Source organism: Lyngbya sp. CCY1209 (genome assembly GCF_055795065.1).
This window is the reverse complement of record NZ_JAYFER010000294.1, coordinates 1-14070: the sequence shown is the minus strand read 5'-3', so window position 1 is coordinate 14070 and position 14070 is coordinate 1. Positions and strand designations below refer to the sequence as shown.

Below are 14070 nucleotides of genomic sequence, written 5' to 3'. Positions count from 1 at the left end.
ACGTATGACGGAAACTGGGTCTATTGGGCAACAAGGAGAGGGAAATCACCAGAAATCTCAAACCGAGAAGCCCGACTACTAAAAGACCAGAAAGGTAAATGCAAATGGTGCGGACAGCACTTCACCATTGAAGACAAATTGGAGACCGACCATATCATTCCTAAACGCCTCGGCGGAAAGGATGATTATAAAAACCTCCAACTGCTGCACCGCCACTGTCACGATGCCAAGACTGCCATAGATGGTAGTCAAAGCAAGAGTCGTACTCATGACAACGAGACGGTTGAACTAGGAGCCGTGTGAGGCGAAAGTCTCATGCACGGTTTTGAATGGGAGGGGGAGATGGTAACATCTCTCTCGACCCCTAATAATGCCATCAAAACGCGCCGTCAAAAGGGATCGCCATCTGCCGACCGACCCTTGAAACCCCACCACCCACAGTCCATGATTGACCAACACCACGACACGATTTTAATCGTCGAGGACGACCGCACCAATTTGAGTTTCATGGCCGACGCCCTCGCCCGGTCGGGCTGCAAAATTGAGATGGCGGCGAACGGAATTGAAGCCATCGCCCGGGCGAAATCGGGCCGGCTCGACCTGATCCTCCTAGATATCGTCATGCCGGGGATGGACGGCTTTGAAACCTGCCGCCGTCTGAAACAATCCCCCGCCACCTCCGACATTCCGATCATTTTGATGACCGCCCTCGACGATACCGCCGATAAAGTCAAAGGGTTGTCCCTCGGCGCCGTCGATTACATCACCAAACCCTTTCAGGCCGAAGAAGTCCTCGCCCGCATCAACGTCCATCTGCAGATGCGATCGCTCACCCAGGAACTCGAAAACCGCAACTCCGAACTCGAACGGCGGGTCGTCGAGCGCACCGCCGAACTCACCCGCGCCCTGAATGACCTGCGAAAATTTCAACTGCAACTGGTGCAGAGCGAAAAAATGTCCGCCCTCGGCCAGTTGGTGGCCGGAGTCGCCCACGAAATCAACAATCCCATCGGTTTCATCGAGGCGAATTTGAGCCACGCGAGTCTATATGTCTTCGACTTGCTCGAACATTTGCAACTGTACCGAGAGGCGCTCCCCGCCCCGCCCGAAAAGATTCTCGACCACGGGGAGGCCATCGACCTGGACTATTTGATGGAGGACCTGCCGAAAATGATCGCCTCCATGCGGGTGGGGACCGAGCGCATCCGCAACATCAGCCTCAGTTTGCGGACCTTCTCCCGCGCCGACGCCAACGAGGCGGTTCCCTTTGACCTGCACCAGGGCATCGACAGCACGCTGTTGATTTTGCAACACCGCCTGAAGGCCAACAGCGATCGCCCCGCCATCAAAGTGATCAAACAATACGGCAACCTGCCCTCGGTCAAGTGCTACCCCAGCCAACTCAACCAGGTGTTCATGAACTTGATCGGCAACGGCATCGACGCGATCGACTGCGCCAGTGCCGGGATGAGTTACGAGGAACTGGAAAAAAACCCCCACTGGATCAAAATTACCACCCAACTCGGAGCGGACGGAGACTCGGCGGTCATTTCCATCGAGGATAACGGGGTGGGGATGAGTGGGGAGATCCAACAGAAAATTTTCGACTACCTGTTCACCACTAAACCCCTCGGCAAAGGCACGGGCATCGGCCTGGCCATCTCCCGCCACATCGTCGAAGAAAAGCACCGGGGCCACTTGAGTTGTTCCTCCCAACCCAACTGCGGCGCGAGCTTCCGCATCACCATCCCCCTGTGAAGGTCGGTATTAGGGAGTCGGTATTAGGGAGTCGGGATGGGGAGTCGAAACACAAATCGATAACAATTAATTATCAATGATCAATGATCAATGATCAATTAAACGGTCCACTCCGATGCCCGGGACCCCAGGTCGATGGGGATGCTGACCGCTTTGCCCAGGCGGGGTTTGTCCCGGGTGTTGAGGATGTGGACTCTCACCTGTTCCCCGCAGCCCAGACCGTTGAGATAGTCCGCGATCGCCTCGAGGCGCTCCAAATATTCCGCCTCCGTCATCGGAAAAGATGCCTGTTCCAGATACTTCCACATGATCTGCACGAAAATTTTTCCCCGCGTCCGCCGCAGTTGCATATCGTAGGACACGCCCCACTTGTCCAACAGAAGCTCGTGTAACTCCCGGCCCGTCATGACCCCCCTCCCGTGAAAACTGCATTTACAAAACTTAACAATAAAAGACCAAGTTAAAAAAATGTAATAATACTCTGATGAATGGACGTAAGTCCTACAGTCAAGGTGCTGTGCGGATTTTAGCTGTCCTAGCAGACAAAGTGCAATTTTTCAAGCGATCTGCAGATAAAAATTGACCGCGCCTTTGGAAAGAAACGTAACATAACCACAGAACAAGAGCGTCAATCATGACTCAAATTTCTGGAAGCTCCGATGTCCCCAACATGGGACGTCGCCAATTCATGAACCTGCTGACCTTCGGATCGGCAACCGGGGTGGCGTTGGGTGCGCTGTATCCCTTCGTCAAATACTTCATCCCCCCCACCAGCGGCGCGGCCGGGGGCGGCGTCATCGCCAAAGATGCCCTCGGCAACGACGTCGTCGCCAGCGAATTTCTGGAGACTCACAACGTCGGCGATCGCGTCCTGGCCCAAGGACTCAAGGGCGATCCCACCTACCTGGTGGTGGAAACCGACGGCAACCTCGCCGACTACGGCCTCAACGCCGTCTGCACCCACCTGGGTTGCGTCGTCCCCTGGAACGGCAGCGAGAACAAGTTCATCTGTCCCTGCCACGGATCTCAGTACGATGTCACGGGTAAAGTGGTGCGGGGACCCGCACCCCTGTCCCTGGCCCTCGTCCACGCCGACGTGGTGGACGACAAGGTGAGCTTTACCCAGTGGACGGAAACCGACTTCCGCACCGACAAAGAACCCTGGTGGACTTAACCGCGATCGGAGTTCGGATGGAACCCCTCCATCCGCCCGTTCCCGCCCGATCATCGTTTTTGAACGTTGCCAGAAGACTTCTGCTAGACCCAAACGGGTCGGCGGTGAGAGAATATCCATTTGAGAGAGCTAGAACATTCCGATGTCAAATACTGACCGATTCGCGATTCTGCGTCGTGGCATTGGGGCAACCGTGAAGGTGTTGTTGGTTGCCGTCGCAACCCTGACCCTTTTCCTGGCCGGCGATCTGGTACAGCCCCAGAGTGCCGCGGCCTATCCTTTCTGGGCCCAGGAAACCGCCCCCGAAACCCCCCGGGAAGCCACGGGCCGCATCGTCTGCGCGAACTGCCACCTGGCCGCCAAGCCGACCGAAGTGGAAGTTCCCCAGTCCGTCCTGCCGGACACCGTTTTTAAAGCCGTGGTGAAAGTCCCCTACGACACCGACATACAGCAGGTGTTGGGAGACGGCAGCAAGGGCCCCCTGAACGTGGGCGCCGTCCTGATGCTCCCCGAAGGGTTCAAAATCGCCCCCCCCGATCGCATCCCCGAAGAACTGGCCGAGGAAGTGGGCGGCCTTTACTTCCAGCCCTACCGGGAAGATCAAGACAACGTGGTGATCGTCGGACCGATTCCGGGCGACCAGTACCAGGAAATCGTCTTCCCCGTGTTGTCCCCCGATCCGAACACGGATAAATCCATCAACTTCGGCAAATTTGCCATCCACGCCGGAGGCAACCGCGGCCGGGGTCAATTGTATCCGGCCGGAAACGCCAGCAACAATGCCGTCTACAAGGCGTCTGTAGCCGGAACCATCACCCAAATTACCCAGGAAGAGTATGTTGGCTACCAGGTCAGCATCGCAACCGCCGACGGGGAAACCGTGGTGGATACCGTACCGCCCGGACCCGAGTTGATCGTCTCCGAAGGTCAAGAAGTGGCGGCGGGCGAAGCCCTGACCAGTGACCCCAACGTGGGCGGCTTCGGCCAGGACGATACGGAAATCGTCCTCCAGAGTTCCGGCCGCATCACGGGTCTGCTGGCATTTTTTGCCCTGGTGATGCTGACCCAGATCTTGCTGGTTCTGAAGAAGAAACAGGTGGAGAAGGTTCAAGCCGCCGAAATGAATTTCTAGTCGGACTCGAACCGATCTGACATTTTCCCGTGAGGGGTGAGGTGCGGACTGGGGGGCGATCGCTTCCGAGGCCGCACCGAGCCCCTCACACGCTTTCAGGGAGTTGGGGGTAGGGAGTAGGGAGTAGGTAACATTTCACTTGCAAATTTCTAGCAGTCGCCCGGGTCGGTCGGACAGCGAACCCCTCTGAAACTCAGACAGTGGGCGCTTTTTTTCCCGATGGCCTTCTGGAGCTGTTGCCTGTTGCCTATTGCCTGTTGCCTGCTATACATTGCGGCGAATGGTATTTATTTTCTCCCCGTTCCTGTTATTATGATCTGAACGTTAAGATTTCAAGTTGAAAACGTGGCGATCGCGAAACAGACAATTCAAGTCGGAAATTGGGAGTGGTTTTATCGGGAAGCACACCCCGAAACCCCCACGGATAAACTGCCCATCTTGTTTCTGCACGGGCTGGTTTCCCAAAGTTACAGTTGGTCCGCGATTTTGGAAGAAGTGGCGGCGAAGGGATACCGCGCGATCGCGCCCGACTGGATCGGATCGGGGTTTTCCGCCAAACCGGACAAGCGCGATTTCGCCTACACCCCCGACGCCTTTATCAAAGCCCTGGGAGAGTTTTTGGAAGCCCTGGAACTGCCGAAATTTCATCTGGTGGTGCAGGGATTTTTGGGGTCTGTGGGGTTGCAATACGCCCTGCGTCACCCCGACCAAATCGAACGGCTATTGATCTTGAATACCCCCCTTTCGCCGGAGGCGAAATTGCCCTGGAAAATCAAACAGATGGGGTGGCCGTTCGTGGGGGATATGATGACCCAAGATCCCCTGCTAGTCGATCGCACCTTGGAGGGTGGAAGTCGGTACGTTTTGGAAGATAAAGATCTCGATGTCTATCGCCGCCCCTTTTTGCAGGCTTCCGCGACGGGGCGATCGCTCATGGCGACGATCAAAAACCTGCAATTGAAAGAGGCGACGGCTGAAATTGCCTGCGGTTTTCAAAACTGGGAACATCCCACCGAAATTCTGTGGGGAATAGCCGACCCGTGGCTCGACGTTTCCCAAGCCGAGAATTTTGCCAAATCCGTTTCCGGGTCGGTGTTGGTGAAGCTGGAGAAAGGCGGACATTACCCCCAGGATCACTGGCCGCAGGAAATCAGCGAATCGTTGTTGCTGTTCCTGCGAAAACAGGCGGTTTGATTTAGTTTCCGTAGGGCCGACGGCAGAACATATAGACGGATTCAAAATCCGCGCCCATGCGGTCGGCGATGTCTTCCTGGCGGTCGAGAATCAGGCTGCGATTTTGTTTGGCGGCCATGCGGGTCGTGCCGCTGGCGGTTCCCTGCTCCCACTCATTATTTCCAATTTTGTACTTGTAATGACAGGCAAAATTTGTGATTTCCGCCCGGGCGGGGGCTGGCGCCAGGGGAATCATAGATAAAGCGGCGATCGCCGTCAAACTTAATACCCGTTTCATAAGTACCTCCTGTCCATGTAGCTTTTGCTTCTATCTCTACAGTGGGCCAGAAGTCTTAAAATCCAATTAATCAGACCTTAACCTATGCTGAAAATTGGCTGAATTTTTCCTGGGTCGATTTGACGTGTAATTTATCTTCCGAATTATGGTCTAATTTTAAATCTTTGGAGGGATGATCCGCAACGCGAAAAACGATAACTTGGCGATCGGATTTGAACAAACGGCCGGGCGATCGCCCCGTCGATGCCTGCGGCCCCCTCCAATCCGGGCGAAATTGTGATGAAATATTGACGCCACCCCAAAATTCCGGAGCCGTTGACCGCCGTGGGGAGGGGTGGCAGCCCCGAAACCGCCACCGGGTCGATGCCGGGACAGGCCCGGGCCGCCAGGGTGCGATGGGCGAAGGCGAGCCGAAAATTTCCCCGCCCCCCGCTTCCCGGTCATTGTCCGGGGTGAGCCGGCCCCGGTCGGCAACGACATCACCGTCAGCCCCCGGAAAAGAAAAGTCGAGTCTACAATTTGGGCATAAGTCAAGACTCCAGTTATCACCCATTATAATTAAGATAAACTTATCTAAAACCCGATGGGCAATGGATTCGAGGACAGATCTCGATAAGGAATCCCATAAAATTGGTCAATTCTTCGATTAAATAGGTAAAGTAAACTATAGGCTCAGTGAACTTGCCGACTCCCGGATACGAAATGTTTCCGGAGACAGCCAGTTCGACAGTCCGATTCCCCCGGACAGCCCATGTCCGGGCTGGGGAGGCGACTCCCCGTCGCCCCCCGTCGGTTCGATCCGCCTTTCACGTCCCCGGCCCCGGCTAGATGGGGTGGAAACGGATGTCAGTCCGGATTTGCAGCCCGGGCCTCCCCGGTTTCCCGGACAAGCAGGAGAAATTTACGATAAGCTCATTTGTGATGAGGAGATAGCAAACCTATGCCACAGCTTGAAACGATTGCCGAACTCGATTTTCAAAACGAAACCTATAAAGATGCCTACAGCCGGATCAACGCGATCGTGATCGAAGGGGAACAGGAAGCCTACGACAATTACATCCAATTGGGCGATCTGCTGCCCAACGATCGCGAAGAACTGAGCCGTCTGGCAAAAATGGAAAAGCGTCACATGAAGGGATTCCAAGCCTGCGGCCGGAACCTGGAGGTCACGCCCGACATGGAGTTTGGCCGCTCATTCTTCGCCCAACTGCACGGAAATTTTCAAAAAGCCTCTTCCGAAGGCAAGGTCGTGACCTGTTTGCTGATCCAATCCCTGATCATCGAAAGTTTTGCGATCGCCGCCTACAACATCTACATCCCCGTCGCCGACCCCTTCGCCCGCAAGATCACCGAAGGCGTCGTCAAAGACGAGTACACCCACCTCAATTACGGCGAGGAGTGGCTCAAAGCCCACTTTGAGGAGTCCAAAGCCGAACTCGAGGAGGCCAACCGCCAAAACCTCCCCCTCGTCTGGAAAATGCTCAACCAGGTCGAAAAGGATGCCGCCGTCCTGGGGATGGAAAAAGAAGCCCTGATCGAGGACTTCATGATCGCCTACGGGGAAGCCCTGAGCAATATCGGCTTCACCACCCGCGAAATCATGCGGATGTCGGCTTACGGTTTGGCTGCAGTTTAAGGTCAGGTTGAGATTTTGAATCTGAATCTCTGGCAAAACGGGCAGGTCGGGAGCGACGAAATCTTCGTCGCGCACCCGCCTGCTCCTTCTACAGCGAACGTCTATCTTGACACCTCACCCCGGGTTGCGGAGGACTCCTGTGAACGTGCCAGGGAAAGCGGGAAATCGGCTGGCTTCACAAGAGGATGTCAATTCAAATCAATTTAATTTCAAATCATGTTTGGTCTCATCGGTCATCTTACGAGTTTGGAACACGCCCAGGCTGTCGCTCGGGATTTGGGTTATCCGGAATACGCCGACCAAGGGCTAGATTTCTGGTGCAGCGCCCCGCCCCAAATTGTCGATCACATCAAAGTTACGAGCATTACCGGCCAGGTGATTGAGGGCAAGTATGTGGAGTCCTGCTTTTTGCCGGAAATGTTGGCAACCCGCCGGCTCAAAGCCGCCACCCGCAAAATTATCAACGCGATGGCCCACGCCCAAAAAAATGGCATCAACATCACGGCGTTGGGGGGATTTTCCTCGATTATTTTTGAGAAATTCAATCTGGATCAGATCGGACGCATCCGCAACATTAAGTTAGAGTTCGATCGCTTCACCACGGGAAACACCCACACCGCCTACATCATCTGCCGTCAGGTGGAACAGGCCGCCCCGCACTTGGGGATCGACTTGTCCAAGGCGACGGTGGCCGTCTGCGGGGCGACGGGGGACATCGGCAGCGCGGTCTGTCGCTGGCTCAACGCCCGCATGGACGTGGGAGAATTGCTATTAATTGCCCGCGATCGCGATCGCCTCAATCACCTGCAAGAAGAACTGGGGCGGGGCAAAATCATGGCCCTCGACGAGGCCCTCCCCCAAGCCGACGTGGTGGTTTGGGTCGCCAGTATGCCCAAAGGCGTGGAGATCGACCCCGAGACGCTGAAAAAGCCCTGCCTGCTCATCGACGGCGGCTACCCCAAAAATATGGGGACCCAAATCCAGAGCCCCGGCGTGTACGTCCTCGAAGGTGGCATCGTCGAACACGCCCTGGACATCGACTGGAGAATCATGAACATCGTCAACATGAACGTCCCGGCCCGACAGTTGTTCGCCTGCTTCGCCGAGTCGATGCTGTTGGAGTTCGAGACAATTTACACCAATTTCTCTTGGGGACGCAATCAAATCACCCTGGACAAAATGGACTTGATCGGCAAGATCTCGATCAAACACGGCTTCAAACCGCTGATGCTGTCCACTTGAATAATTGATAATTGATAATTGATAATTGATAATTATCAATTCATTGGCCGGCCCCCCTGCCCAGCAACAGGGGGGTTAAAAACCGAATCCGAGATTAATCTCTCAGTTTTTCCGACCAAACCCGAGTCGGCAGGCCCCAAACGTAGATAAATCCCTCGGCGGCTTTGTGGTCGAAGATATCCTCCGCCCCGTAGGTCGCTAGATCCATGCTGTACAGGGAATTCTCAGATTGACGGCCGACGATGGAGCAATTGCCTTTGAACAATTTCACCCGCACGGTTCCCGTCACCCGTTCCTGGGTTTGGGCGATGAAGGCGTCGATCGCACCTTTTAAAGGACTGAACCACAAACCGTTATACACAATTTGGCTGTAGGTTTCCTCGATGCCCCGCTTGTAGCGGGTGACGTCGGCCGTCAACACCAAACTTTCCAGATCCCGGTGGGCCTGAATCAACGCCACCATCGCGGGAGATTCGTAAATTTCCCGGGACTTGATCCCCACCAGGCGGTTTTCGATCATGTCGATGCGCCCGACCCCGTGATTTCCGGCGATTTCGTTCAATTTTCCGATCAAGGCGACTCCCGGCATCGCCTCGCCGTTCAGGCTGACGGGGACGCCCTTTTCAAAGCCGATCTCCACATATTCCGCCTCGTCGGGGGTGTCCGCGATCGCTTTCGTCATCCCGTAAACCTCTTCCGGCGGTTCCGTCCAGGGATCTTCGAGGCATCCGGCCTCGATCGCCATTCCCAGCAAGTTGCGATCAATACTGTAGGGGGAGGACTTTTTCACCGGGAAGCTGATCCCGCATTTTTCCCCGTAGGCGATGGTTTCTTCCCGACTCATCCCCCACTCCCGAGCCGGGGCCAGGATTTTGATTTTCGGGTTCAGGGCGCCGATGGAGACATCGAACCGCACCTGATCGTTGCCCTTGCCGGTGCACCCGTGGGCGATCGCATCCGCCCCGTATTTTTCCGCCACCTCCACCAAAATTTGGGCGATCAGAGGCCGTGCGAGGGCCGTGGCGAGGGGATAGCGGTTTTCGTAAAGAGCGTTCGCCTGGATGGCGGGAAACGCGAATTCTTCGACAAATCGTTCCTGGACGTCGATCACCAGAGACTCGGCGGCGCCCGAATCCAGGGCCTTCTGTTTCACCGGCCCGAGTTCGTCTCCCTGCCCCAAGTCGGCGGCGACGGTGATGACTTCTTCCACCCCAAACTCATTTTTGAGGTAGGGGATGCAAACAGAGGTATCCACGCCCCCAGAATAGGCGAGTACGGCTTTTGTAGCGCGACCCATGATGTACCAAACCTCCTAAATCAACAGAATTTCCATTATCGCTCCAATTGCGATCGTTCGGCGTCAGGGTTTTTTAATTGGGGAGTCGGGAGTCGGGAGTCGGGAGTCGGGGAGGGAGTAGGGAATAGGGAATAGGGAGTCGGGAGTCGGGATAATTTAGAAACCGGGTTTCTGTGGGACGGTTGGCATGGAAACCCGAGATCTTCGGAGAAACCCGGTTTCTTCGTAACGGCTTCCCAGAAATTGGGTTTCTGTGGGACAGTTGGGATGGGAACCTGAGATCTTCCCTCCCAACTCGGTTTCTTCGTTAGGGTATTACTCTCACACCATGTTTTTCAGCGTTGTCATTCCCACTTACAACCGTCTGCCGATTTTACAGAAATGTCTGCGATCGCTCGAAAATCAGTCCTGTGGCGAACCCGTGGCGGGTTACGAAGTGGTTTTGGTGGACGACGGTTCGACGGACGGGACTCTGGACTGGTTGGACACCCACCGGGGGGAATTTCCCCACCTCCGCACGTTTCGCCAGGACCACGGCGGGCCGGCTTTGGCGCGAAATTTTGGCGTCGAACGGGCGATCGGCGATACAATTATTTTTATCGACAGCGATCTGGTGGTGACGGAGACATTTTTGCAGTCCCACGCGATCGGGTTGATGGCGGGGAAGAAATACGGCGATCGCGCCTTCACCTACGGCCGCGTCGTCAATACTTGCAATTTTGACAATCCCACCGCCGAACCCTACAAAATCACCGACTTTTCCGCCGCCTATTTTGCCACGGGAAATGTCGCGATCGCCCGCCGCTGGTTAATCGAAGCCGGACTCTTCGACCCCCAATTTCAACTCTACGGTTGGGAAGATCTGGAATTGGGCGTGCGGCTGAAACAATTGGGATTGAAGTTAATTAAATGCCCCGATGCCGTCGGCTACCACTGGCATCCGCCGTTCGACTTATCCCAAATTCCCCAACTGATCGAAAAGGAAATCCAGCGGGGCAGGATGGGGGTGGTTTTCTACCAAAAACACCCGACCTTTGACGTGCGGATGATGATTCAGATGACGATTTTACACCGCATTCTCTGGGGGATTTTATCTCTGGGGGGGCAGTTGAACGAGCGGACAATGGCGACGTTTTTGCAGTGGCTCATCAATCGTGGCAAGCCCCAATTGGCGTTGGAAATTGCCCGCATTTTCTTGAATTGGTACAATGTCCAGGCGGTTTATGCGGCTTGGGGGGAGGCGAAAGTCAAAGTTTAGGTGGGTTAATTTGATGAAAGTTAAGGGCCGTTGTTTGTGCGGAGACATCGAATTTCGGGTCGAGTTAATTCCCGGACAGGTGTATAGCTGCCACTGTTCCATCTGTCAGCGATCGCACGGTGCCGCGCCACCCAAGCCCTGAACTAAAAGCAACTTCCACGATCAGTCCTCGATCAATTATTTCAATTCGTCAACTGTGTCATAGAACTTGAGTTTACCTTGTCGTTCTTCCTCCTTTGGCGATCGCAAATTATCATAAATTTTGTCGCGACTTTATTCCCGGATATATTGCTGCAATAACAGTTGAATTTATTGTTTTTAATCCGTAGATAGACTTTGGACGGCTTCAACCACATCATTGAATTTCATTATCAACTCAATCCCAACAGATAAACTTGATGTTAATCATGATATCCGATTCGTCATAAAATGCCCGGAATTTCGCCAGACACGGGGGAAGAAACCCGGTTTATAAGCCACTGGTGAGGGAAGAAACCGGGTTTCTAAGCAGGTGTAAATTGAGAAACAGAGATATTGATAGAAACCCGGTTTCTAGACCCAACCCTTACAGACTCGACATCACTTCCTTCGCCGCCGCCAAGGTTTTGTCGATATCTTCCTCGGTGTGGGCAAAAGAGGTGAAACCGGCTTCAAACTGGGAGGGCGCCAGATAAATGCCCTGTTCCAACATTCCCCGGTGGAAGCGGCCGAACTTCGCCAAATCGGACTTCTTCGCGCCGTCGTAGTTGTGTACCGGGCCGTCCGTAAAGAACAGGCCAAACATGGCGCTAATTTGACCGCCGCAGGCCGTGTGACCCGTTTCTTTGGCAATTTCCACGAGTCCCTGACTGAGCTTTTTGGTGATTGTGTCCAAATATTCGTAGGTGCCCGGTTTTTGCAGCAATTCCAAGGTCTTGATTCCCGCCGTCATCGCCAGGGGATTTCCGGAGAGGGTGCCGGCCTGGTACATCGGGCCGGCGGGGGCGACCATCGCCATGATATCCTGGCGCCCACCGTAGGCGCCGACGGGCAGGCCGCCGCCGATAATTTTACCCAAAGTGGTCAGGTCGGGGGTGACGCCGAATTTCTCCTGGGCGCCGCCGTAGGCGATGCGGAAACCGGTCATCACTTCGTCGAACACCAGCAGGGCGCCATTTTCCTGGGTCAGCACCCGCAGCCCTTCCAGGAAACCGGCGTCGGGGGGGATGAAGCCGGAGTTGCCCACGACGGGCTCCAGGATGATGCCGGCGATTTCATCGGGATTTTCCGAAAATAGCTTTTTGACCGCTTCCAGGTCGTTGTAGGGGGCGGTGAGGGTGTTTCCGGTGACGGTCTTGGGGACTCCGGGGGAGTCCGGCAGGCCGAGGGTGGCGACGCCGGACCCGGCTTTGACCAGGAACATATCGGCGTGGCCGTGGTAGCAGCCCTCGAATTTGATAATTTTTTCTCTGCCCGTGAAGGCCCGCATCAGGCGCAGGACGGACATACAGGCTTCGGTGCCGGAGTTGACGAACCGCACCATTTCGATGCTGGGGACGGCTTCGATGACCATCTCGGCGAGGACGTTTTCCAGGGTGCAGGGGGCGCCGAAACTGGTCCCTTTGTCCAGGGCGTCGTGGAGGGCGCCGATGACTTCGGGGTTGGCGTGGCCGCAGATGGCCGGCCCCCAGGTGCCGACATAATCGATGTACTGGTTGCCGTCAACGTCCCAGACGTAGGCGCCTTTGACGCGATCGAAAACGATGGGCTGTCCGCCGACGGATTTGAAGGCCCGTACCGGAGAACTGACGCCCCCGGGCATCAATTTCTGGGCGGCGGTGAAAATTTCTTCGGATTTTGTTGTTTTTAATGGGGTGGTTACCACTGTGATCTCCTTGTTTTCTGGTGTTCGGGTACGGTTAATCCTCGGATGGCAGCTTTGCGGAATCGGCCGAAATGGGGGATGGGGGGGATGACAAAATGATATTTTAAACAGGTTAGGCGTTCTGATTAAATTGGGTGAAGTTATGGCAGCCCCGAAATCCCCTCAGTTGGGTCAATCCATCGATATTGATAAAATTCGTTACGATGTTCGCGGCGTTGTCCCGATCGCGATCCAGGATATCTTAAATGGGGCGATCTTGGAACTGGCCGGGATGGACCGGGAGGCGGTGGCGAAAACCCTGGAAACGGGGAAAATTTGGCTTCGGGGCGAATCCGGCTTGGAAATGTGGCATCCGGATATCGCGGTGAGGGAGATCGGATGCGATCGCCGGGGGGAGTCCCTGGTGCTCGGGGTCGATCCGACGGGGGCGGAATTTGCCGCGACGTCCGGACATACCCTGGCGGGACTGTTCGAGACGATCTGCGATCGCCGCGATCGCCCCAATGAAAAATCCTACACCTGCCAGCTATTCGCCGGGGGGGACAACAAAATTTTGAAGAAAATCGGCGAGGAGTCGGCGGAGGTGGTGATGGCCTGCAAGGATGACGACCCGGACGCGATCGCTTCGGAAGTGGCGGACTTGTTCTACCATACCCTCGTCGCCCTCGCCCATCACCGGGTCGATCTGCGGCGGGTCTATCAAAAATTGGAAGAACGGCGGCGGTAGGTTCAATTTTGAGGTGCACTTGAGGGGCAAAAATGAATTCGGAAAAAACCGTCTATTTGACCGTTCACTATATCAACGGGGAGTCCTACGAGTTTGAATTGACTCCCGAACCCGGACGGCAAGGGAGTCTCGCCGGACAGCTTTTGAAAGGAAATGAAATCATTTTGGAACTCGAGGATCGGGTGGTGGTGATTCCGATGGAAAACGTGCAGGCGATCGAGATTTCCCCGCCCCCGGAAAACCTGCCCGATACCACCATCCGCAACGTCCGACAGGTGGATTGAAGAACCCGGATCGAATCCGGTCGAATACCCGAATCGCTGAGAAGTCAATTCCCGAGCCAATATTAAAAAACCGAATCATATCAAATCCGGTTAAATGCCCGGAAAAAAACAGGTTTGATATCAAAACCGCTTGGGAATCAATTCCCAAGCTATAGCAGTGCGCGCTCGTCTGTTTACAGTTTCCTCAGAGGGACAAACCTTTAAACCCTGATGTCGAGGGAATTTCC

Annotated in this window: 15 protein-coding genes; 11 read left to right on the top strand and 4 right to left on the bottom strand. The window is 55.1% G+C overall.

Going from position 1 to position 14070, the window contains the following annotated elements:
* On the top strand, positions 1-303 hold a 303-nt coding region (locus AC0QHF_RS08695), incomplete at its 5' end, for an HNH endonuclease (RefSeq protein WP_324703812.1).
* Positions 304-444: 141 nt separating this feature from the next.
* Positions 445-1758: a sensor histidine kinase gene (locus AC0QHF_RS08690; protein ID WP_324703811.1), complete on the top strand. Its 1314-nt coding sequence runs from the start codon at positions 445-447 to the stop codon at positions 1756-1758.
* Positions 1759-1856: 98 nt separating this feature from the next.
* Here the strand turns inward: AC0QHF_RS08690 and AC0QHF_RS08685 are convergent, their stop codons facing one another.
* Complete coding sequence (locus AC0QHF_RS08685) at positions 1857-2165, bottom strand: DUF3067 family protein (RefSeq protein ID WP_324703810.1); 309 nt, start codon at positions 2163-2165, stop codon at positions 1857-1859.
* A gap of 227 nt (positions 2166-2392) precedes the next feature.
* On the opposite strand from AC0QHF_RS08685, the gene petC reads away from it, so the two are divergent.
* From petC to AC0QHF_RS08670, 3 genes are all read left to right on the top strand, one after another.
* Positions 2393-2932, top strand: coding sequence for a cytochrome b6-f complex iron-sulfur subunit (gene petC / locus AC0QHF_RS08680; RefSeq protein ID WP_324703809.1), 540 nt, complete (start codon positions 2393-2395; stop codon positions 2930-2932).
* Positions 2933-3074: 142 nt separating this feature from the next.
* Positions 3075-4064 (top strand): cytochrome f, encoded by a 990-nt coding sequence (gene petA, locus AC0QHF_RS08675; RefSeq protein WP_324703808.1) that lies wholly within the window; start codon positions 3075-3077, stop codon positions 4062-4064.
* 345 nt (positions 4065-4409) lie between these two features.
* Entirely contained in the window at positions 4410-5258 is an 849-nt protein-coding gene (locus AC0QHF_RS08670) for an alpha/beta fold hydrolase (RefSeq protein ID WP_324703807.1), read from the top strand.
* A gap of 1 nt (position 5259) precedes the next feature.
* Here AC0QHF_RS08670 and AC0QHF_RS08665 read toward each other — a convergent pair whose 3' ends face one another.
* A complete protein-coding gene (locus AC0QHF_RS08665; RefSeq protein ID WP_324703806.1) occupies positions 5260-5535 on the bottom strand; it encodes a hypothetical protein in 276 nt (91 codons plus the stop codon).
* Positions 5536-6475: 940 nt separating this feature from the next.
* Here AC0QHF_RS08665 and AC0QHF_RS08660 point away from each other — a divergent pair.
* Positions 6476-7171 carry an aldehyde oxygenase (deformylating) gene (locus AC0QHF_RS08660; protein ID WP_324703805.1) on the top strand — a complete coding sequence of 232 codons (696 nt, stop codon included), beginning with the start codon at positions 6476-6478 and terminating at the stop codon, positions 7169-7171.
* A gap of 216 nt (positions 7172-7387) precedes the next feature.
* Positions 7388-8413 carry a long-chain acyl-[acyl-carrier-protein] reductase gene (locus tag AC0QHF_RS08655; RefSeq protein ID WP_324703804.1) on the top strand — a complete coding sequence of 342 codons (1026 nt, stop codon included), beginning with the start codon at positions 7388-7390 and terminating at the stop codon, positions 8411-8413.
* A 94-nt stretch (positions 8414-8507) separates the two neighbouring features.
* Here the strand turns inward: AC0QHF_RS08655 and AC0QHF_RS08650 are convergent, their stop codons facing one another.
* Positions 8508-9710: an argininosuccinate synthase gene (locus AC0QHF_RS08650; RefSeq protein WP_324703803.1), complete on the bottom strand. Its 1203-nt coding sequence runs from the start codon at positions 9708-9710 to the stop codon at positions 8508-8510.
* Positions 9711-10038: 328 nt separating this feature from the next.
* Here AC0QHF_RS08650 and AC0QHF_RS08645 point away from each other — a divergent pair, with 328 nt between their 5' ends.
* Positions 10039-10968, top strand: a complete 930-nt coding sequence (locus AC0QHF_RS08645) for a glycosyltransferase family 2 protein (protein ID WP_324703802.1) — start codon at positions 10039-10041, stop codon at positions 10966-10968.
* A 13-nt stretch (positions 10969-10981) separates the two neighbouring features.
* On the top strand, positions 10982-11110 hold the full coding sequence (locus AC0QHF_RS08640) for a GFA family protein (RefSeq protein ID WP_324703801.1): 129 nt from the start codon (positions 10982-10984) through the stop codon (positions 11108-11110).
* Positions 11111-11533: 423 nt separating this feature from the next.
* Here the strand turns inward: AC0QHF_RS08640 and hemL are convergent, their stop codons facing one another.
* Positions 11534-12832, bottom strand: coding sequence for a glutamate-1-semialdehyde 2,1-aminomutase (hemL, locus tag AC0QHF_RS08635; RefSeq protein ID WP_324703800.1), 1299 nt, complete (start codon positions 12830-12832; stop codon positions 11534-11536).
* 142 nt (positions 12833-12974) lie between these two features.
* Between hemL and hisE the strand changes: the two genes are divergently transcribed.
* Together hisE and AC0QHF_RS08625 are read left to right on the top strand one after the other, a co-directional pair.
* Positions 12975-13559 carry a phosphoribosyl-ATP diphosphatase gene (gene hisE / locus AC0QHF_RS08630; RefSeq protein ID WP_324703799.1) on the top strand — a complete coding sequence of 195 codons (585 nt, stop codon included), beginning with the start codon at positions 12975-12977 and terminating at the stop codon, positions 13557-13559.
* Between the two features lie 32 nt (positions 13560-13591).
* On the top strand, positions 13592-13843 hold the full coding sequence (locus AC0QHF_RS08625) for a hypothetical protein (RefSeq protein ID WP_324703798.1): 252 nt from the start codon (positions 13592-13594) through the stop codon (positions 13841-13843).
* Positions 13844-14070 lie beyond the last annotated feature (227 nt).

What these genes read in the sequence shown, in the direction of transcription:
- hisE (WP_324703799.1), top strand. Translation starts at nt 12,975, where the DNA reads ATGGCAGCCCCGAAATCCCCTCAGTTGGGTCAATCCATCGATATTGAT.
- AC0QHF_RS08660 (WP_324703805.1), top strand. Translation starts at nt 6,476, where the DNA reads ATGCCACAGCTTGAAACGATTGCCGAACTCGATTTTCAAAACGAAACC.
- AC0QHF_RS08665 (WP_324703806.1), bottom strand. Translation starts at nt 5,535, where the DNA reads ATGAAACGGGTATTAAGTTTGACGGCGATCGCCGCTTTATCTATGATT.
- AC0QHF_RS08645 (WP_324703802.1), top strand. Translation starts at nt 10,039, where the DNA reads ATGTTTTTCAGCGTTGTCATTCCCACTTACAACCGTCTGCCGATTTTA.
- AC0QHF_RS08625 (WP_324703798.1), top strand. Translation starts at nt 13,592, where the DNA reads ATGAATTCGGAAAAAACCGTCTATTTGACCGTTCACTATATCAACGGG.
- petC (WP_324703809.1), top strand. Translation starts at nt 2,393, where the DNA reads ATGACTCAAATTTCTGGAAGCTCCGATGTCCCCAACATGGGACGTCGC.
- AC0QHF_RS08685 (WP_324703810.1), bottom strand. Translation starts at nt 2,165, where the DNA reads ATGACGGGCCGGGAGTTACACGAGCTTCTGTTGGACAAGTGGGGCGTG.
- petA (WP_324703808.1), top strand. Translation starts at nt 3,075, where the DNA reads ATGTCAAATACTGACCGATTCGCGATTCTGCGTCGTGGCATTGGGGCA.
- AC0QHF_RS08640 (WP_324703801.1), top strand. Translation starts at nt 10,982, where the DNA reads ATGAAAGTTAAGGGCCGTTGTTTGTGCGGAGACATCGAATTTCGGGTC.
- AC0QHF_RS08650 (WP_324703803.1), bottom strand. Translation starts at nt 9,710, where the DNA reads ATGGGTCGCGCTACAAAAGCCGTACTCGCCTATTCTGGGGGCGTGGAT.
- AC0QHF_RS08690 (WP_324703811.1), top strand. Translation starts at nt 445, where the DNA reads ATGATTGACCAACACCACGACACGATTTTAATCGTCGAGGACGACCGC.
- AC0QHF_RS08655 (WP_324703804.1), top strand. Translation starts at nt 7,388, where the DNA reads ATGTTTGGTCTCATCGGTCATCTTACGAGTTTGGAACACGCCCAGGCT.